Source organism: Cohnella sp. GCM10027633 (genome assembly GCF_042675445.1).
Lineage (GTDB): Bacteria > Bacillota > Bacilli > Paenibacillales > Paenibacillaceae > Cohnella.
Map to the genome: position 1 here is coordinate 83,713 of NZ_JBHTGV010000008.1, position 18,925 is coordinate 102,637.

The window sequence follows — 18,925 nt, forward strand, 5'->3', positions numbered from 1 at the left end:
GTATATTAAGAATAGAGATGTCCGTCTTGCTGTGCGGAGCCCCTTGACCTGCTGCACGGGGTCTGGAGAGAGAATTAATAATTAGGAGGGATTGCCCGTGGCGATGAAGAGAGCGAAGATTACGGTCGTGGGAGCCGGCTTCACCGGAGCGACTACGGCGCTCATGCTGGCGCAGAAGGAGCTGGGGGACGTCGTGCTGCTCGACATCCCGCAGTTGGAGAACCCTACGAAAGGCAAGGCGCTCGACATGCTGGAGTCGACGCCGGTGCAAGGAATCGATTCCCGAATCGTCGGTACGGCCGACTATGGAGATTCGGCGGACTCGGACGTCGTCATCATTACGGCGGGCATCGCCCGGAAGCCGGGAATGAGCCGGGACGATCTCGTGAACACGAACGCGGGAATCGTGAAGTCGGTATGCGAGAACGTGAAGGCGACGAGCCCGAACGCTTACGTCATCATCCTGTCCAATCCGGTAGACGCGATGACTTACGTCGCGAACAAGGCGCTCGGGTTTCCGAAGAACCGCGTGATCGGCCAGTCGGGAGTCCTCGATACGGCACGCTACAATACGTTCCTGGCGCAGGCGCTTAACGTGTCGGTAGAAGACGTGCGCGGCGTCGTTCTCGGCGGCCACGGCGACGACATGGTACCGCTCGTGCGTTACACGACGATCGGCGGCATTCCCGTCGAGAAGCTGCTTCCGAAAGACCAGATCGACGCGATCGTCGCCCGGACGCGCGTCGGCGGCGGGGAGATCGTCGGCCTCCTGGGCAACGGCAGCGCGTATTACGCGCCGGCGGCTTCTCTCGTGCAGATGACGGAAGCGATCCTGAAGGACAAGAAACGGATATTGCCGGTCATCGCGCTGCTTCAAGGCGAGTATGGCTATAACGACCTGTTCATCGGCGTGCTCGCCGTGCTCGGCGGAGACGGTATCGAGAGAATCATCGAGATCGACTTGACCGACGAAGAGACGGCCGCGCTCGAGAAGTCGGCGGAATCGGTTCGCGCCGTCATTCGAATCGTCGATAACGCATAGAACGGATGCGATTTTCCATTGAGAGCCCGCATGGGCTCTTTTTGACGTCCGCAATTGGTGACAGTTCGATGAGCATTGAGGCGAGACGGTTTTGTTCGTTACCAAAATTGTGTATACTAAGCTTGTCTTGTTCGTCTATCTAATGGAGGGATTATCGTGTACAAAGTGATGATATTTTTGCATGTCGTCGGAGCGGTCGGAATGGGCATTTACGCGATACTGCCATTCATCGTCGGCAAGTTCAAGCAACTGTCCGGAGCCGCGCAGGAAGGCTTCGCGAGCGGTCTCGTATCCGCGGGACGGTTCGGCCAATACGCGCTCGTGCTTCAGCTCATTACGGGCGGCTATTTGCTTACTAACGGAGAAGCGGGCGATTACGCCGTATCTTGGATCGTAACGGTCAGCGTACTGTTCTTGGCGATCGGCGCGCTTACGGGCATCGCGCAAGGACCGTTAAAGCGGATTGTGACGGCATCGGCCAGCGCGCAGAACGCGAGCGGCTCGATCTCGAAAGTGCAATCGTTCAGCGCGATTATTTTCGTCCTGTTCCTGTTCGTGCTCTGGTTCATGAAAAATCCATGGTTCGCGGCCTAACGGCAAGCGCCGACCCTCGCTCTCCCGAGCGGGGGTTTTTACTTACTTCTGTCTAAAATCGCTATGCTATAATGGTTGGCATGACTAACAAGCTCAGACAGATGATCGGCCGTTATGACGCAGGAATCTGGATTCGGGTAATCGGTACCGCATTATCGACGATTACGGGATTCATGATTCGTCCTTTTCTCGTCTTGTATTTGTTCGACCGAACCGAAGGTTCGGTCATGCTGCCGATGCTGATCGTCGCGTTGCAGCCGCTGTGCGGCATGATCGTCAGTTGGACGGGCGGCGGGTTAAGCGACCGATACGGGCGCAAGCCGATCATGTTCGCGGCGCTTATGCTCCAGATGCTAAGCATGTTCGGCTATGTATTCGCGGACGACGTGTGGCAGTACGCGGGTTGTTCCATCGTCAACGGCATCGGATCGGCGTTGTTCATGCCGGCGGCGAACGCGCAGATTACCGACATGGTACCGGAAGAAAGACGCGCCGAAGTGTTCGCCCTCATGCATACGGCGTTCAATGTCGGAGCGGCGGTCGGGCCGGCTATCGGCTTGTTCATGTTCCAATGGGACGCATCGGCCGTATTCCTGGCGTCCGCTCTCGCATTCTTGCTCTACGGGCTGCTCGTCGCGTTCAAGCTGAGCGAGACGGCACCTTCGCTTACGGGCGGCGGCCGACGGCATCAAGCGAGCAGCAAGGTGAAATTTTCCTGGGCGAACCATAAGCCGCTCATACTACTGACGTTGCTCAGCCTGCCGGTCGGGTTGCTATACGGTCAGACCGAGACGACGCTGCCGCTCCACCTGCAGACGTCATTCGACGATTATAAGCCGATCTTCGCGGCGCTGCTCACCTTCAACGGATTGATGGTCATCGCCCTGCAAATTTGGATCGCGCGCAAGAGCGAGAACGTGCCGTCGCGGATCGTCATCGGACTCGCGAACGTGCTGCTTGCGGTCGTGGCGCTCGGTTACGGGTACGCGGACGTCGTGGTGCTTCTGTTCGTGGCGGAGTTCGTCTTCACGATCGGCGAGATGCTGTTCGGTCCGCACTACCAGAAGACGTTGTCCGTCATGGCGCCCCCCGAGCAGCGCGGGTTCTATTTCTCGGTGAACGGGGCGGTCAACTTGCTCTCCCGGGCGCTCGGTCCGCTGCTCGGAGGTTGGCTGCTGACCGCGACGAACGGGGAGACGTTGTTCACGGTATTGGCTTTCATGCTAGTCGCGGCCGGTTATTTGCAATATCGGGTCGTCAAAGGAATTACATCCTAAACTGTCGTTGTCGGGGGAAAATCGCGTGCGCATTGTCGTAGCTCCTGATTCATTCAAAGGGTCGTTATCCGCCAAACAAGTCTGTCAGGCGATCGAAGAAGGTATAAAAAATGTTATTCGCGGGGCCGAGGTGTTCCACCTGCCGATGGCAGACGGCGGAGAAGGGGCGATCGAGAGCCTGGTGTTCGCGCAAGGCGGTACCGTAAGGGAAGCCGTCGTTCGCGATCCGATCGGTAGAGACGTCAAGGCTTCGTACGGCGTGCTTGCGGACGGCCGAACCGCCGTCGTCGAACTGGCGCAAGCGTCGGGGCTGCCGTTGCTGGCGGGCGCGGAGCGGAATCCGCTGATCGCTTCCACGTACGGCACGGGGCAGTTGATCTCGCGGTGCTTGGACGAAGGGTACCGGAACATCCTGCTGGGTCTCGGCGGAAGCGGGACGAACGATGCCGGTACGGGAATGCTGCGGGCGCTCGGCGTTCGTTTCTTGGACGAGAACGGCGATCCGTTGCTAGACGGGGGTGGTTCGCTCGGGGCGTTGAAGACGATCGACGCGTCCGCTATCGATTCCCGGATAGCCGAGACGACGATAACGTGCATCACCGACGTTCGGAATCCGCTATGCGGCGAGACGGGCGCTTCGCGCGTATTCGGGCCGCAGAAGGGCGCGTCGGAGGCGGATGTCGCGACGCTGGATGCGGCGCTCGCGACGTTCGCGGAAGTCGTCCGCGGGCAATTGGGCGTCGACATCGCCGACGTGCCCGGCGCGGGCGCTGCGGGAGGAGCAGGCGCGGGCGCGATGGCGTTGCTCGGAGCGAAGCTGCGGCCGGGGTTCGACATGTTGGCGGATAGATACGGGTTCGACGAGCGTATCGCCGGAGCGGACCTCGTCATCACCGGCGAGGGGCGGCTGGACGCGCAGACGGAGTCCGGCAAAGTCGTCTCGGGCGTATGCGCCAGGGCGGCCAAGCAAGGCGTGCCGGTCGTGGCGCTATGCGGCTCCGTATCGCTGACCGCTCGGGACATGGACGCGCTCGGCTTGGCCGGGGCGATGTCGATCGTAGGCGGGCCGTGCGAGCTTAGCGAAGCGGTCGCCCATGCGTACGAGTGGACGCGCGATCGGACGGAGCAGTTGATGCGGCTCGTGCGGCTGGGCGGGCGAATGGAAAGCCGATGATCGCGGATGTAAACGACCAGAGCCCGGCGGATGCCGGGCTCTTTGCGTATTCTCGAGGTTACGTAGGAGTTAGAGCGGCTTATGCCGCCCCTCCCTTCAATCTTCCTCAGCCAACTCGTCGATATTGCGTTCAAAGCTCGGCGCGAGGTGAGTCAAGAACCATTCGACCTCGGGCAGGTCGAGCTTGCGCAGCTTCTCCTCGCTCTGACGTCGGGCCGTCGCGAACTCCTTGTTGCCGGCGGACGTCTCGCTGATGCATTTCAAGTACGCATCGAGCAAGTCCGCCGCCTTCAGCAGCTCGGCATGCTCCGGCTTGGCCGGTTTGCGGGCGAATAGCGGTTCGTACGCATGCCGCAGCTCGGGCGGTACGGTCGAGATGAGCCGTTCCGCGGCCAAATTCTCGATCTCGCGGAAATTCGCGAGTATACGCGGATTGTGGTGCTTCACCGGCGTCGGAATATCGCCCGTGAACACTTCCGTCGCGTCATGGAACAGCGCGTACGAGGCGATCTCGTCTGGATTGACGTCGCGCTTGAATATTTCCCGCGCAATCGTCCCTAGAGAATGGGCGAGCAACGCAACATGGAACGAGTGCTCGGCGACGTTCTCCGACGTTGTGTTCCTCATGAGGCTCCAGCGCTCGATATGTTGCAGCCGATATAAATAGGCGAGATAATGGTTCATGGCGGGCAAGCTCCTTTGCTCGTAATGCTCGGCGATACCGCATCTATATGCTATTATATTCTTACAGAGAAGCAACGACTAGAGAGGAGAGTTTCACCCCTAATGTCTATTTTCGAACAGAGCATTTATAAACTTATCGTCGAAACGTCCACGAACCTTCCCGCCGACGTGCGCCGCACGATCGCCGCGGCGAGGGAGAAGGAAGACCAAGCGACGCGCGCGGGCTTGTCCCTGACGACGATCGCGCAGAACATCGAGATGGCGGAGTGCAACGTATCCCCGATCTGCCAAGATACGGGCATGCCGACGTTCGTCGTGCATACGCCGGTCGGCGCGAACCAGATCGTCATGCGCAGGGAGATCCGCGAAGCGATCGCGAGAGCGACGAAGGACGGCAAGCTTCGCACGAACTCCGTTGATTCGCTGACGGGCGGCAACACGGGAGACAACCTCGGTCCGGGCACGCCGGTCATCCACTTCGAGCAGTGGGAGAAGGACGAAGTCGACGTGCGCCTCATCCTGAAGGGCGGCGGCTGCGAGAATAAGAACATTCAGTACAGCCTGCCTTGCGAGATCGAAGGGCTCGGCAAAGCCGGACGCGACCTCGACGGCATCCGCAAATGCGTGCTTCACGCCGTCTACCAAGCGCAAGGCCAAGGCTGCAGCGCGGGCTTCATCGGCGTCGGCATCGGCGGCGACCGGACGACCGGCTACGAGCTGGCGAAGCAGCAGCTGTTCCGCCATATCGAAGACGTGAATCCGATCCCCGAGCTGGCGCAGCTCGAGGACTATATTCTGGACAAAGCGAACCAGCTCGGCATCGGCACGATGGGCTTCGGCGGCAACGTGACGCTGCTTGGCTGCAAAGTCGGCGTGAACAACCGCCTGCCCGCGAGCTTCTTCGTGTCCGTCGCTTACAACTGCTGGGCATACCGCCGCCAAGGCGTCGTGCTCGACGGTACGACGCACGAGATCAAGAGCTGGGTGTACGAAGGCGGTTCGGCGGTACCGATGAACGCGCAGGCGCCATCCGACGCCGAGACGACCGCCGATATCGCGGAGACGTCCGAACGGCGCGAGATCGTGCTGCAGATGCCGCTCTCCGAAGAGGACGTGCGCGGCCTCAAGGTCGGCGACGTCGTCATCCTGAACGGCGAGATGCACACCGGCCGCGACGCGCTGCATAAGCACCTCATGGATCACGACGCGCCGATCGACCTGAACGGCGGGGTAATCTATCACTGCGGACCGGTCATGCTCAAAGACGAGGAGGGCTGGCACGTCAAAGCGGCAGGCCCGACGACGAGCATTCGCGAGGAGCCTTACCAAGGCGATATTATGCGCAAGTTCGGCATTCGCGCCGTCATCGGCAAAGGCGGCATGGGACCGAAGACGCTCAAGGCGCTTCAAGAGCACGGCGGCGTCTACTTGAACGCGGTCGGCGGAGCGGCGCAATATTACGCGCAATGCATCAAGAACGTCAACGGCGTCGACTTCATGGAGTTCGGCATTCCGGAGGCGATGTGGCATCTGCAGGTCGAAGGCTTCGCGGCGATCGTCACGATGGACGCGCACGGCAACAGCTTGCATGCCGACGTGGACAAAGATTCCAAAGAAAAGCTCGCGCAATTCAAGGATCCGGTATTCGTCTAATCGCGAAGCGGCGGCGCATGCCGCCCGCGCCGAAGGAGCAGCAAGCAAGCCATGTCTAAATTCCGCTGGAAGCTTACCGCGCTATTCATGCTCTTGATCGGGCTCTCCGTGCTCGCCGCGGGCATCTTGACGGGCAACACGTATCAGAAGAACCATCAATCCGAGCTGACGGACCATATGATCCGGGAGCTTCGCGTATTGGACGCCACCGCACCATGGCCCGCGGAAGGCGACGAGTCCGCCCAGGGCGCCTACTTGCAGCAGCAAGCGCAGCGCTTCAAGGAAATCGCAGGCATGCGCGTCACTTATATTCGCGCCGACGGCTTCGTCATGGGCGATTCGGATCATCTCCCCGAGACGATGGACAACCATCTGAACCGGGAAGAGGTCAAGGAAGCGCTGGCGTCCGGAACGGGCAGCAGCACCCGATACAGCGACACGCTGCACATGAACATGCTGTACGTCGCGACGACGATGACTGCCGGCGATGCGTCCGGCAACGTCGGCGTCATTCGTCTGGCCATGAGCTTGGACGACGTCGAGGGCAGCTTGAACCGGATGTGGCTGGCGCTCGTCTTCAGCTTGTTCCTGCTGTTCGCGCTGGCAGCGATCGTCAGCTATCGCGTCGCGCTTAGCGTCACGAGACCGCTCGAGAAAATGACGGCCGTCGCGAAACGGATCGCCAACATGGACTATGGAATCCGCGTGCCCGATGGCGGACGCGACGAGATCGGAGAGCTCGCGCGCGCGCTCAACGCGATGGCGGGAAGCTTGCAAGGCCAGCTTGACGAGATCGGCCAGAACGGCGCAAGGCTGCAAAGCGTCCTCGACAACATGACGAGCGGCGTCGTCATGATCGGCCACGACGGACGCATAACGCTGTATAACCGGAAGGCCGAGCAACTGCTCGGCAGCACGGCGCGCGAGCGCGTCGGGCGGAGCTATACGGAAATCCGCTACCATTACGAATTGCTTGCGCTCGTTCGCAACGGGCTCACCAATCCGGATATGGTTCATGAAGAGCTGACGGTCTATTACCCGGAGGAGAGGCTTCTCGAGATCGGACTCGTCCCGATGACGATGAGCGGGGAAGAGGAGCCGGGGCTGCTGCTCGTCTTGCAGGACGTGACCGCGATCCGCAGGCTGGAGAACATGCGAAGCGAATTCGTCGCGAACGTCTCGCACGAATTGAAGACGCCCGTCGCCGCCGTCAAGGGGTTCGCGGAGACGCTGCTGTCCGGGGCGATGGACGATCGGGAGACGGCCAAGTCGTTCCTCACGATCATCTACGAGGAGAGCGACCGTCTCAACCGGCTCATCGGCGACATCCTGGAGCTGTCCAAGATCGAGTCGCGCCGTTCGCCGCTGCAATTCTCCCCGATCGATCTGCCGCAGTTCCTCGATCGCATGACCGAGCTGCTGTCGGCGGACGCGACGAAGAAGGAGATCACGCTCGACGTGCAATCGGAGCCGGAGCTGTTCCTCGAAGCGGACGAGGACCGTCTCGGCCAGATCGTCATGAACTTGATGCAGAACGGCATCAACTATTCGCCCGAAGGCGGCAAGGTGAAGGTGCGGGCGGAATTCGTGGCGGGAGAAGACGGCGAAGAGGCGGACAAGGTGCGGATTACGGTGTCGGATACCGGCATCGGCATTCCGAAGAAGGACATCCAGCGCATCTTCGAACGGTTCTACCGCGTCGACAAGGCGCGCTCCCGCAGCTCCGGCGGAACGGGACTCGGCCTGTCGATCGTCAAGCATCTCGTCGAGCTGCATCACGGGACGATCCGCGTGGAGAGCACGGTCGGCGTCGGTTCGCAATTCATCATGGAACTTCCGATCGTGCAGGAGTGAGTTGACGTTGCGTTTAACGTTTTTACATTCCGTTAATACAATCATGAAGTTCCGTTTACATGGCTATGATAAAAATAACATATAGCGCAAGTGCAAATTGCGGGGCGAGCCTGCAAGAGCGGGGGGACTCATGTCGGACAAAGTGTTGATCATTGAAGACGAGCCAACGCTAGCGCGCCTCGTTACGTATAACCTGTCTCAAGAAGGCTACGAGACGGAAGTCGTCGGCAACGGCGCGGAGGGGCTGCACCGGGCGATACACGAGACGTACGCGGTCATCTTCCTGGACGTCATGCTGCCGGGAATGAACGGGTTCGAGGTGCTGCAGAAGCTGCGCCAGAACGGCGTGAAGACGCCGGTCATCATCCTGACGGCGCGCAACGCGGAAGAGGAAGTCGTGCAGGGCTTGAAGCTCGGCGCGGATGATTATATCACGAAGCCGTTCGGCGTGGCGGAGCTGCTCGCGCGAACGTCCGCGGTGCTGCGCCGGTCGCGCAACGACGACGGCAAGCCCGTCTCCAAGACGACGGGCGGAGAGAAAGTCATTACGCTCGGAGATTTGCAAATCTATCCGGATAAGTACGAAGTGTTCCTGAACGGCCAATGGATCACGCTGCGGCCGAAGGAATTCGAGGTGCTACTGTATTTGGCCGAACGGCCGGGCATCGTCATCACGCGCGACGATCTGATGAACGTCGTGTGGGGCTTCGACTATATCGGCGGTCAGCGTACCGTCGACGTGCACGTCAGTTCGCTGCGCAAGAAGCTCGAATTGAACCAGCAGACGGTGCAGATCGAATCGATTCGCGGCGTAGGCTACAAGCTATACATCAATCGCAAAACAAGCTCTTCCGGCCGGTAAGGCGGAGAGCTTTTTTATGGTTTTCTAAGCCTCCTTCCATGTGGTACATTGTGGGAGTTACGGGCTATTCCCATTCTTCTTCTAAACGGAGCATACGATGAGATACGATTGCTTGATCGTGGATGACGAGGTCGCGCTCGCGGAGACGACCAACGAATACTTCAATATGTTCGAGGTGAAGACCGCCTTCGTGACCGACGCGGAAGCATGCTTGCGATTCGTGCGGGAGCACGAGACTTCGCTTCTTCTGCTCGATATCAATCTGGGTCAAGATTCGGGCTTCGACTTATGCAAGAAGCTAAGACAGACGACGCAGATCCCGATTATATTCATAAGCGCCCGTTCCAGCGAAGACGACGTCTTGATCGCGCTGAACATCGGCGGCGACGATTACGTGCAGAAGCCCTACTCTCTAAGCATTCTGCTCGCCAAAGCGAAGGCGATGCTGAAGCGGTACGGGAATCAGGCCGCTTCGAGTCCTTCGGCAGCGGCGATCGAATTCGGCCACGTCGTCATCGATCCCGCGCTTGGCCGCGTGCGCGCGAACGGCGAAGACGTGAAGCTTAAGTCGCTCGAATATAAATTGCTGCATTATCTGGCGATGAACAAGAACCGGATTATTCCGAAGGAGGAGCTGTTCCGGAACGTCTGGGGCGACTCGTTCGTCGGGGACGGCACGCTGAACGTGCATATCCGACATCTGCGGGAGAAGATTGAGCGGAAGCCGAACGAGCCGCAATGGATCAGAACCGTCTGGGGAAGAGGCTACGTACTGGAGGATCCCGGCGAATGAAGGCGCGGTGGATCGCGGTTCTCGTCGCGGCGATCTTCCTATCCGGCTTGCTATTGTCGGTAAGGACGATCGGAACGAAGGGAGAACCGCAAGTCGATATCGTGCTCGTGAACGAGCTTGCGAAGACGGCAGAGATCAACTGGGACCGGCTCGACCGTACGGATTTCGCGGATATCCGGCAGCCCTTCGCGATCATAGACAACATGGGCAACGTCCGATTCGAGACTTCGCCCGAAGCGTTCGGCAACTTGAACGACGCGATTCGGAATCGCAGCGCGATCGCGGACGTTACGATCGACGGGCGAATCGTCGGCAAAGTCGTCCTGCCGAGCGACGATGAGCATGCTTACGGACAGGATAAGCGGCGGCTGGCGATGACGATATTCGTTGCCTTTACGTTGCTGGCGATCCTGTGCGCGATTTACGCGTACTATTTGCACCGTACCGTCTTCCGGCCGTTCAAGCAGCTGCGTAGCTTCGCGGCGAATATCGCCAGAGGCAACTTGGACATCCCCTTGCGGGCGAGCGCGAACAATCCGTTCGGCGCTTTCACGGAAAGCTTCGATCTGATGCGCGAGCAATTGGCTTCGGCGAGACGGAGCGAATACGAAGCGAACCGGAGCAAAAAAGAACTCGTCGCGAGCTTAAGCCACGATATCAAGACGCCGGTATCGTCTATCAAGGCGGTAAGCGAGCTCATGCTCGTCAAAGCGACCGACGAGAAAACGATCAAGCAGCTGAACTTGATAGGCTCCAAAGCCGACCAAATCAACCTTCTCATTACCGATATGTTCCATGCGACGCTCGAGGAGATGCAGCAACTGAAAGTCGCGGTGACCGAGGAATTAAGCAGCGCGGTCGCCGATATCGTCTCGAACGTCGACTATTACGATAAAATCAGCCGCGGTCCGATTCCGCCTTGTTTGATCTTGGCGGACATCGCCCGTTTGCAGCAAGTGTTCGACAATATCGTCAGTAACGCCGACAAGTACGCGGACACTCCGATTACGATCGAATCCCGAATCGCCGACGGTTATTTGGAGATTAGCGTCATGGACTTCGGACCGGGCGTGGACGAAGACGAAATGCCCCTTCTGTTCAACAAATTTTACCGCGGCCACAATGCCGAGGGGAGGAGCGGGACCGGTCTAGGCTTGTACATCTCGCGATATCTTCTTCGAAGCATGGGAGGCGACATCGCTTGCCGCAATCGCGTCGACGGCTTCACCGTAACCGTGAAGCTCAAGATTGCTTAACCGGTTATCGCGCAATAATTAAGAATCCGTTAAGGATTGCGCAAAGATCGGCTAAGAAACGTTGTTGTATGCTAGGACCGTGAGAAGGTTCACGGTCTATTTGAATAGGAAGGACGGGTGATGGGGATGCAAGGAGTTTTGTTGCAAACGGAGAAGCTTTGCAAGACGTTTTCCAGCGGAGGCGTGCAGCAGCACGTGCTCAAAAATGTGGATATTACGCTCATGGAGGGCGACTTCACGGTCATCATGGGCAGCTCCGGTTCGGGCAAATCGACGTTGCTGTATGCGCTCAGCGGGATGGATAAGCCTACGTTGGGCGCCATTCGTTACGGGACGAAGAACATCGCGGAGCTGAGCAACGACCAGCTGGCTAAATTCAGAAGAAACCATTGCGGCTTCGTGTTCCAGCAAATCCATCTGCTCGATAACATGAGCGTGCTCGACAACGTGCTCGCGAGCGGCATGCTGCCTGGCGGAAACAGACGCGATATCGTCGACAAAGCCAAAGCGTTGCTGGTCAAAGTCGGAATCGGCGAAGCGCTGTGGAATAAGTTCCCTTCGCAGCTGTCCGGCGGCGAAGCGCAACGAGTAGGCATCGTTAGAGCGCTGATCAACGACCCGCGTATCGTATTCGCGGACGAGCCGACGGGCGCTCTCAACTCGGCTTCCGGCGACGGCGCGCTGGACGTGTTCACGAGCGTTAACGAGTCCGGACAGAGCATCGTCATGGTCACGCACGATATGAGAACCGCGTTGCGCGGCAATCGCGTGCTCTATTTGCGAGACGGCGTCATCGGAGGGGATTTGCGGCTCGATCCGTATCAACCGGCAAGCCATCCGTCGCGCTATGAGCGATTGACGGCGTTCCTTAAGGATATGGGGTGGTAGGATGAAGCTCGCGAAGCTGGCATGGGCCAATATCCGGAAGAGCAAAAGCGCGACCGTCTCGCTCATGCTCCTCATCGTAATCGCAACGATGCTGCTCAGTACGGGCATATCGGTCATTTCCCGGATGTCCTCCTTCTACGACGATAAGGTCGCGCAGCTTGGCGATCCCCATATAAGCATCGTTGCGGACCAGGCGCACTATAAGCAAGAGTATGAAGCGTACTTCCGACGGATAGCCGGCGTGAAAGAGATCGAAACGCTGCCGGCCCTATACTTGCCCATGGCGAAGTTCGCTTACGGAGACTCGGAGGCGATGCGCGGCATCGCGTTGCTGAACGCGGACAGCGAACGTAAGCGGAAGCCCTTGATGCTGGCGGAGAAGCTAGCGGACGTCGGCCAAGAAGATATTTACGTCTCTTACAGCTTCAAAAGCAGCGGAGGATACGCGTTAGGAGATCCATTAACGATCACCTTCCAAGATCGGCCGTTCGCGTTCCGGATCGCCGGATTCTTCGAATCGACGATGATGGGCACGAACAATATGGGGGCCATGAAGTTCTGGATGCCGGGCAACTCATTCTCTGCGTTGGCGGATCGGATAGGCGCATCCGCGAACGGCACGATGCTGTCGGTTACCGTCGGCGATTCCGGCGAGTCGACTTCCATGCTCGCGGATTTCAAAGAGACGTTCGTAGAGACGGCCATCGCCATGAATGCCGGACAATTGTTCGCGATAGACGTTCAGACCTCGAAGGACGGCAACTCGATATCGATTAACATCATCGCGATGATTCTCGTTCTGTTCGCGGCGCTGATCGTCGGCGTATCGCTTATCGTGATCAAGTTCCGCGTAACGAATATGATTAACGACGGCATCGTGAATATCGGCGTTCTCAAAGCGTTAGGGTATACGACAAGGCAGATTATCGCGTCCATCGCGTTGCAGTTCATGATGATCGTTCTAGCGGCCGGAGCGGCGGGCGCATCGGCTTCGTCGGCGATTCAATCGATATTCGGCCGGATGATTACGTCCTTCACCGGATTGATCACGATTCCAAGCTTCGATGCCATTCCCAAAATCGCCAGCGTGCTGATCGTCTTCGTCTTGGTGGCGTCGGTCGTCCTCATTACCTCCTTGCGCATACGGAGCCTTCATCCGGTCATGGCGTTGCGAGGCGGACTTTCGACTCACAGCGCGAAGAAAAATTATTTCCCGCTCGAGAGCGCCAAAGGCGGTCTGCAGTTTCTCTTGGCCTTAAAAACGATGTTCGCGAACATGAAGCAGAACGTCATGATCGCGCTGATCATCGTCTCGGTGACGTTCGCGTCCGTATTCTCGATCGTGCTGTTCTACAACGTGTCGCAGGATAAAACGGCGTTCCTTCATCTCGTCGGGGCGGAAACTTACAACGTGGGCGTCAACGCGAAGCCAGCGGCGGATATGGTTCGCTTGAAGGCCGATATCGAGAAGATGGAGCGCGTGACGAAAACGGTGTTGTTCGATATGACGTCGGCGAAAATCGACGACCGGCTCTTGGACGTTAACGTCGTGGACGACTTCGGCAAGCTGAACAATTCGATGCTGATCGAGGGCAGACATCCGAAGCACGACAACGAGCTATCGCTATCGTTGAAAGTATCCGAACTGCTCGATAAAGGCGTCGGGGATACGGTTACGCTTACGTCCGGAGAAGCGTCCCGCCCGATGTTGATCACCGGCATGACGCAATACATGAACAACATGGGGGAAGCGACCTATGTGACGATACCGGGCATGCTGCAGGTCATGCCCGATTATAAGCCGGATTCGCTATACGTGTACGTGGACGGCTCCGACAACGCAAGCTTCATCCGGGACGTTAAGGCGAAGTATGGGAGCGAACTCGACGATGTCATGGACGTCGACGAGCTGATCAAAAGCCAGAGCAAAGCCATGCTGTCCGCGTTGTTCGTCGTGATGGCGCTCATTCTGACGATCACGGCGTTCGTCGTCGCATTGATTCTGTACTTGGTCATCAGCACGATGATCCTCAAGCGCAAGAGAGAATTCGGCATCATGAAGGCTACGGGATACACGACGTTCCAGCTCAAGTCGCAGATCGCGTATAGCTTCATGCCGGTCATCGTATTCGGCGTCGCCGTCGGGGGCGCGCTCGGCTGCTTGTACACGAACAAGATGCTAGCGATGCTGATGGCCGGAGGCGGCGTTCAGAAAGTCTCTTTTATCGTCAAAATCCCCGTAATGGCAGCGTTGTGCGCCGGTCTCGTCGCGCTAGCGTACTTCGTATCGATGCTGGTGGCGCGAAGAATCAAACGAATTACGGCGTATGGCTTGATTACGGAGTAACGGAATAGGAAAAGCCGCTCGTCTCGGACTTCATCCGAAACGGGCGGCTTTCGTCTTACCTGCGTCCCCAAGCGAGCATCTTGCGCTGGAACTCCTTCGGCGAGCAGCCGTTGAAGCGCTTGAACATCTTATAGAAGTGGGCCATGTTCGCCATGCCGATCTGGTCGCCGACTTCGGTGACGCTCAGGTCGCGGGTGAGCAACAGCAGCTCGGCGCGCTTGATCTTCCGGAAGTTGACGTATTCGGTGAACGACATGCCCATGATCTTCTTGAAAAACTTCACGAAGTAATAGTAGCTCATGTTGGCGAGCTTGCACGCGTCTTCGACAGCGATGCGATCGCAGATGGCGGATTCGACGTAATCGAGCACGGGCTTGAGCCGGATGCGTTCGACCCGGTCTTGGTCGGCGAGCAGCCCGCGGCTGTCGTTGCGGATCAGAATGAGCAGCAGCTTCTTGATGAGCAGGTTGACGGCAAGCTCGTAACCGCTTTCTTTTTCGATCGCTTCTTTCAGGATTTGACGAATGCACTCGGCCGCTTCCCCGTTCGCCTGCGGATTCTCCCGGAAGACGTAATTCATCGTGCTGAGCGGCACCTTCGTCTCATTAAAGTATTGCAAGTAGGGAATCGTACTCTGGTCGAAGAACGTGTTCAGATCGAACTGCAGCACGATGTAATCGAGGAATTCGCCCGTGTTGCGGTCCCGATGCAGCTGCGAATTGCCGAGGATGACGACGTCGCCGGTCTTGAGCGGGTACGTCTCGTCGCTGAGATCGATATCCATGCTGCCCGACGTCACGAGCATCAGCTCGCACTCGGGGTGATAGTGCCAGGCGATATTGCCGACCTCGCTGCGCGTAGACCGCCATATCTTCAGCGAGAGCAACGGGTTCTCGTAATCGATCTTCTCTCTGACGGCTTGCACGGTTCTCATCCTCCGATGGCTAAATCGCATATAATCGTCCCATCAGGGCGGATGGGAATCCAAATGAAATATGATAAACTAATTGTAGAATGAATACTGCAAACCCGCAAGGAGGACAAGCATTTTGACAAAAGTTAACGTAGGAATGATCGGTTGCGGCGGTATCGCCATGGGGAAACATCTTCCATCCCTCGCCAAAATCCCGGAAGCGCAAGTGGTGGCGTTCTTCGATATTTCGTGGGATCGCGCCCAAGAGGCGAAAAATAAGTTCGGAACGCCGGAAGCGCGCATCTACAACGACGTGTACGAGCTGCTTCGCGACCCGGACGTCCATGTCGTGCACGTCTGCACGCCGAACGACACGCACGCGGAATTGTCGATCGCCGCGATGGAGCACGGCAAACACGTATTATGCGAGAAGCCGATGGCGAAAACGGCCGTGGACGCGCAGCGCATGCTTGAAGTATCGGAGCGCACGGGCAAGAAGCTGAGCATCGCGTACCAGAACCGGTTCCGCGCGGATAGCCGCTGGCTGCACGAAGCATGCGAAGCGGGCGACCTGGGCGAGATCTACATGGCGAAGGCGCACGCCGTTCGCCGCCGCGCGGTTCCGACGTGGGGCGTATTCCTCGATCTCGAGAAGCAAGGCGGAGGTCCGCTGATCGACATCGGCACGCACGCGCTCGATCTGGCGCTCTGGTTCATGAACAACTACGAGCCGAAGCACGTGCTCGGCACGTCGTATCGCAAGCTGGCGGAGCACGGCAGCCGTGCGAACATGTGGGGACCGTGGGATCCGTCGAAGTTCACCGTCGAAGATTCGGCGTTCGCGATGATCACGATGAAGAACGGCGCGACCGTATGGCTCGAGTCCAGCTGGGCGCTCAACGTGCTCGACGGCGACGAAGCGAAGGTTACGCTGGCCGGAACGAAAGCCGGCGCGGACATGAACAAGGGCATCCTTCGCGTGAACGGCGAAGAGCACGGCCGCTTGTACACGAAGGAAGTGCAAATGTCCGGTTACGCGGGATGGGGCGGTTCGACGCCGGACGACGCGGCCGAGATGGAAGCCCGCGCGTGGATCAACGCGATTCTGGACGACAAGGCTCCGGTCGTGACCGCGAAGCAAGGGCTCGTCGTTCAACAGATCCTCGAGGCGATCTACGAATCATCGGACAAAGGGCAAGCGATCAGCTTCGTCTAAGATTTCATTAGATTCTGTTGGCGTTTTCATGTAAACTAGGGATGAGTCTATGATGAACGCGCGTACATAATGCGGTGGCGTCGTAGCAGGCATTAATCTATAACGAAAGGTTCGGTGGATCAATCCATGAAGTCTGGCGTATTTATCGTACTGTTCGGCGGACAATCGTTCGAACAAGCACTGGACACCGCCAAAGCGGCGGGACTCCAATCGGTGGAGATCGGAACGGGCGCATACCCGGGAACGGCCCACGTGAACGCGCAAGCGATCGTGAACGACGAAGCGGCGATCAAGCGAATCAAGGACGCGGTCGACAGCCGCGGTCTGACGATCAGCGCGCTCAGCTGCCACGGCAACCCGCTGCATCCGAACAAAGAGCTCGCGGACGCTCACCATAACGACTTCGTCGCGACGGTCAAGCTGGCCGGCAAGCTCGGCGTCGATACGGTCATCACGTTCTCCGGCTGTCCTGGCGACTCCGAGAATTCCAAATATCCGAACTGGGTCACTTGCCCATGGCCGGAAGACTTCCTGACGATCCTCGAATGGCAATGGAACGAAATCGCGATTCCGTACTGGAAGGCGCAATCCGCGTTCTGCCGCGAGCACGGCGTACGCGTCGCGATCGAAGCGCATCCGGGCTTCCTCGTCTACAACACGGAGACGGCGCTTCGCCTTCGCCGCGAAGCGGGCGACAATATCGGCGTCAACTTCGACCCTTCTCACCTGTTCTGGCAAGGCATGGATCCGATCGAGTGCGTCAAGGCGCTCGGCGACTCCATCTACCACGTTCACGCGAAGGATACGAAGATCGACAAGCGCAACGTGGCGCTTAACGGCGTACTCGATACGAAGCATTACGGCGACATTCTGAACCGTTCCTTCGTGTTCCGTACGGTCGGCTACGGACACGACGACGAGTTCTGGAAAGATCTCGTAAGCGTGCTGCGCCTCGTCGGCTACGACGGCACGATCAGCATCGAGCACGAAGACGGCATCATGAGCGTTAACGAAGGCTTCAACAAAGCGGCGACCTTCCTCAATTCGCTCATTCTGAAGGAAAGCGCGGGTGAAATGTGGTGGGCGTAAAGAATAAGATCAACGTCGGCATGGTGGGCTACAAGTTCATGGGCAAAGCCCACAGCCATGCGTATAAAGACGTAGGCATGTTCTTCGATACGGAAGCGGACGTCGTCATGAAGGCGATCTGCGGACGCGACGAGCAAGGCGTCAAGGACGCGGCCGAGAAGTTCGGCTGGGAAACGTACGAGACGGACTGGCGTAAAATGGTCGCTCGCGAAGATATCGACTTCGTCGACATCAACGCGCCGAGCGACGCGCACAAGGAAATTACGCTCGCGGCGATCGCCGCCGGCAAGCACGTATTCTGCGAGAAGCCTCTCGCGCTGAACCTCGCCGACGGACGCGAAATGCTGGCGGCGGCGGAGAAAGCGGGCGTCAAGCACGCGATCTGCTTCAACTACCGGTTCCTGCCGGCCGTACAGCTCGCGAAGCAAATCATCGACGAAGGCCGCCTCGGCGAAATCCATCACTACCGCGCGACGTACTTGCAAGACTGGCTCGTCGATCCGAACACGCCGCTGGCGTGGCGCTTGAAGAAGGAAGTCGCGGGCTCCGGCGCGCACGGTGACATCAACGCGCACAGCATCGACCTCGCTCGCTTCCTGATCGGCGAATTCGACCGCGTCGTCGGCCACAACCGCACGTTCGTGAAGGAACGTCCGATCTTGACCGGATCCGCGGGCTTGTCCGGTTCGGGCTCCGCGACCGAGAAAGGCGAAGTGACCGTAGACGACGCGACCGGCTTCCTGGCCGACTTCAAGAACGGCGCGATGGGCGTATTCGTGGCTTCCCGGTTCGCCGCGGGCCGCAAGAACCATAACACGTTCGAGATTCACGGCAGCAAGGGCTCCATTCGTTGGGACCTCGAGAAGCTGAACGAGCTCGAAGTGTACTTCCGCGAAGACGAGCCGAACTTGGCCGGTTTCCGCCGCATTATGGCGACCGAGCCTTCGCACAAGTACGCCGGCAACTGGTGGCCGACCGGTCACATTATCGGCTACGAGCACGCCTTCGTCCACATCGTGTACGAATTTGTGCAGCACATGACGACGAATTCCCCGTTCACTCCGACGTTCTACGACGGCGTGAAATGCCAAGAGGTGCTCGAAGCGGTCGACCTGTCGATCGAACGCGGCGCTTGGGTGAACGTCGACGAAGTGTAAACCAACTGTATATCGGAAGTATCCAAGCCTGCTCGAGCGCCTTCCGGCGCGAGAGCAGGCTTTTTTGCTGTCCGAAAGTCCCGCCCAGATTTAACAATCCCGCTACGATGTGTTGACACGGCATTT

The 18,925-nt window shown here is 58.5% G+C and carries 16 protein-coding genes; 14 read left to right on the forward strand and 2 right to left on the reverse strand.

Annotated features, from left to right (window positions below; genetic code table 11):
* Positions 1-97: 97 nt before the first annotated feature.
* The 4 genes from mdh to ACFQZG_RS18235 all read left to right on the forward strand — a co-directional run bounded on the left by mdh (position 98) and on the right by ACFQZG_RS18235 (position 4,087).
* On the forward strand, positions 98-1,042 hold the full coding sequence (gene mdh / locus ACFQZG_RS18220; RefSeq protein WP_378155049.1) for a malate dehydrogenase: 945 nt from the start codon (positions 98-100) through the stop codon (positions 1,040-1,042).
* Positions 1,043-1,198: 156 nt separating this feature from the next.
* Positions 1,199-1,636, forward strand: coding sequence for a hypothetical protein (locus ACFQZG_RS18225; RefSeq protein WP_378155051.1), 438 nt, complete (start codon positions 1,199-1,201; stop codon positions 1,634-1,636).
* Positions 1,637-1,716: 80 nt separating this feature from the next.
* Entirely contained in the window at positions 1,717-2,913 is a 1,197-nt protein-coding gene (locus ACFQZG_RS18230; protein WP_378155053.1) for an MDR family MFS transporter, read from the forward strand.
* 25 nt (positions 2,914-2,938) lie between these two features.
* A complete protein-coding gene (locus ACFQZG_RS18235; RefSeq protein WP_378155054.1) occupies positions 2,939-4,087 on the forward strand; it encodes a glycerate kinase in 1,149 nt (382 codons plus the stop codon).
* 96 nt (positions 4,088-4,183) lie between these two features.
* On the opposite strand, the gene yfbR is transcribed toward ACFQZG_RS18235, so the two are convergent.
* Positions 4,184-4,771 (reverse strand): 5'-deoxynucleotidase, encoded by a 588-nt coding sequence (gene yfbR, locus ACFQZG_RS18240; RefSeq protein WP_378155056.1) that lies wholly within the window; start codon positions 4,769-4,771, stop codon positions 4,184-4,186.
* Between the two features lie 102 nt (positions 4,772-4,873).
* Between yfbR and ACFQZG_RS18245 the strand changes: the two genes are divergently transcribed.
* From ACFQZG_RS18245 to ACFQZG_RS18275, 7 genes are all read left to right on the forward strand, one after another.
* Entirely contained in the window at positions 4,874-6,424 is a 1,551-nt protein-coding gene (locus ACFQZG_RS18245; RefSeq protein WP_378155058.1) for a fumarate hydratase, read from the forward strand.
* 51 nt (positions 6,425-6,475) lie between these two features.
* Positions 6,476-8,278 (forward strand): two-component system histidine kinase PnpS, encoded by a 1,803-nt coding sequence (gene pnpS, locus ACFQZG_RS18250; protein ID WP_378155060.1) that lies wholly within the window; start codon positions 6,476-6,478, stop codon positions 8,276-8,278.
* A 130-nt stretch (positions 8,279-8,408) separates the two neighbouring features.
* Positions 8,409-9,140: a response regulator transcription factor gene (locus tag ACFQZG_RS18255; RefSeq protein WP_378155062.1), complete on the forward strand. Its 732-nt coding sequence runs from the start codon at positions 8,409-8,411 to the stop codon at positions 9,138-9,140.
* Between the two features lie 97 nt (positions 9,141-9,237).
* Positions 9,238-9,933 (forward strand): response regulator transcription factor, encoded by a 696-nt coding sequence (locus ACFQZG_RS18260; protein WP_378155064.1) that lies wholly within the window; start codon positions 9,238-9,240, stop codon positions 9,931-9,933.
* Positions 9,930-11,189, forward strand: a complete 1,260-nt coding sequence (locus ACFQZG_RS18265) for a HAMP domain-containing sensor histidine kinase (RefSeq protein WP_378155066.1) — start codon at positions 9,930-9,932, stop codon at positions 11,187-11,189. Before ACFQZG_RS18260 ends, ACFQZG_RS18265 begins: the two co-directional genes overlap by 4 nt.
* Positions 11,190-11,309: 120 nt before the next feature.
* Positions 11,310-12,077 carry an ABC transporter ATP-binding protein gene (locus tag ACFQZG_RS18270; protein ID WP_378155068.1) on the forward strand — a complete coding sequence of 256 codons (768 nt, stop codon included), beginning with the start codon at positions 11,310-11,312 and terminating at the stop codon, positions 12,075-12,077.
* Between the two features lies 1 nt (position 12,078).
* Positions 12,079-14,424, forward strand: coding sequence for an ABC transporter permease (locus ACFQZG_RS18275; RefSeq protein WP_378155069.1), 2,346 nt, complete (start codon positions 12,079-12,081; stop codon positions 14,422-14,424).
* Positions 14,425-14,479: 55 nt separating this feature from the next.
* On the opposite strand, the gene ACFQZG_RS18280 is transcribed toward ACFQZG_RS18275, so the two are convergent.
* Positions 14,480-15,349, reverse strand: coding sequence for an AraC family transcriptional regulator (locus tag ACFQZG_RS18280; RefSeq protein WP_378155071.1), 870 nt, complete (start codon positions 15,347-15,349; stop codon positions 14,480-14,482).
* 124 nt (positions 15,350-15,473) lie between these two features.
* Between ACFQZG_RS18280 and ACFQZG_RS18285 the strand changes: the two genes are divergently transcribed.
* The 3 genes from ACFQZG_RS18285 to ACFQZG_RS18295 all read left to right on the forward strand — a co-directional run bounded on the left by ACFQZG_RS18285 (position 15,474) and on the right by ACFQZG_RS18295 (position 18,799).
* On the forward strand, positions 15,474-16,553 hold the full coding sequence (locus tag ACFQZG_RS18285) for a Gfo/Idh/MocA family protein (RefSeq protein WP_378155073.1): 1,080 nt from the start codon (positions 15,474-15,476) through the stop codon (positions 16,551-16,553).
* 126 nt (positions 16,554-16,679) lie between these two features.
* Entirely contained in the window at positions 16,680-17,642 is a 963-nt protein-coding gene (locus tag ACFQZG_RS18290; RefSeq protein ID WP_378155075.1) for a sugar phosphate isomerase/epimerase family protein, read from the forward strand.
* A 20-nt stretch (positions 17,643-17,662) separates the two neighbouring features.
* Positions 17,663-18,799, forward strand: a complete 1,137-nt coding sequence (locus ACFQZG_RS18295; RefSeq protein ID WP_378155275.1) for a Gfo/Idh/MocA family protein — start codon at positions 17,663-17,665, stop codon at positions 18,797-18,799.
* Positions 18,800-18,925: the final 126 nt, after the last annotated feature.

Excerpts from the sequence above, each read along its gene's own strand:
- ACFQZG_RS18230 (WP_378155053.1), top strand. The coding sequence starts at position 1,717 with ATGACTAACAAGCTCAGACAGATGATCGGCCGTTATGACGCAGGAATC.
- yfbR (WP_378155056.1), bottom strand. The coding sequence starts at position 4,771 with ATGAACCATTATCTCGCCTATTTATATCGGCTGCAACATATCGAGCGC.
- ACFQZG_RS18245 (WP_378155058.1), top strand. The coding sequence starts at position 4,874 with ATGTCTATTTTCGAACAGAGCATTTATAAACTTATCGTCGAAACGTCC.
- pnpS (WP_378155060.1), top strand. The coding sequence starts at position 6,476 with ATGTCTAAATTCCGCTGGAAGCTTACCGCGCTATTCATGCTCTTGATC.
- ACFQZG_RS18255 (WP_378155062.1), top strand. The coding sequence starts at position 8,409 with ATGTCGGACAAAGTGTTGATCATTGAAGACGAGCCAACGCTAGCGCGC.
- ACFQZG_RS18260 (WP_378155064.1), top strand. The coding sequence starts at position 9,238 with ATGAGATACGATTGCTTGATCGTGGATGACGAGGTCGCGCTCGCGGAG.
- ACFQZG_RS18265 (WP_378155066.1), top strand. The coding sequence starts at position 9,930 with ATGAAGGCGCGGTGGATCGCGGTTCTCGTCGCGGCGATCTTCCTATCC.
- ACFQZG_RS18270 (WP_378155068.1), top strand. The coding sequence starts at position 11,310 with ATGGGGATGCAAGGAGTTTTGTTGCAAACGGAGAAGCTTTGCAAGACG.
- ACFQZG_RS18275 (WP_378155069.1), top strand. The coding sequence starts at position 12,079 with ATGAAGCTCGCGAAGCTGGCATGGGCCAATATCCGGAAGAGCAAAAGC.
- ACFQZG_RS18290 (WP_378155075.1), top strand. The coding sequence starts at position 16,680 with ATGAAGTCTGGCGTATTTATCGTACTGTTCGGCGGACAATCGTTCGAA.
- ACFQZG_RS18295 (WP_378155275.1), top strand. The coding sequence starts at position 17,663 with ATGGTGGGCTACAAGTTCATGGGCAAAGCCCACAGCCATGCGTATAAA.